Here is a 238-nt window from a genome sequence, read left to right as displayed (position 1 = left end):
AGGTCTGGTCCCCCACGAAACCGAAGACGTACGGGGCGCCGCCGAGGGCCACGACGGGGATGATCGTCGCGAGCGACACCGCGACCGCTCCCCACACGAGCGCGAGGCGTCGGCGGATGGCGACGAACCCGGCGGCCAGGATCGCCGCGGGCCACACCTTCATCCAGATCGCGATGGAGAGGAGGACGGATGCCACGAACGGCCGCCGCACCAGCCAGATGCTGCCGAGGATCGCGAA

Annotated in this window: 1 protein-coding gene; it reads right to left on the bottom strand. The window is 70.6% G+C overall.

The window, feature by feature from the left end; genetic code table 11:
• Nucleotides 1-238 (bottom strand): hypothetical protein (locus ACZ3HG_RS24805; protein WP_465335194.1); only part of this gene is annotated, 238 nt, incomplete at both ends.

It is taken from the genome of Erwinia sp. PME.40.26/001, from assembly GCF_055556675.1.
The sequence above is the reverse complement of the archived record's forward strand: the minus strand, read 5'-3'. Positions and strand labels throughout refer to the sequence as shown.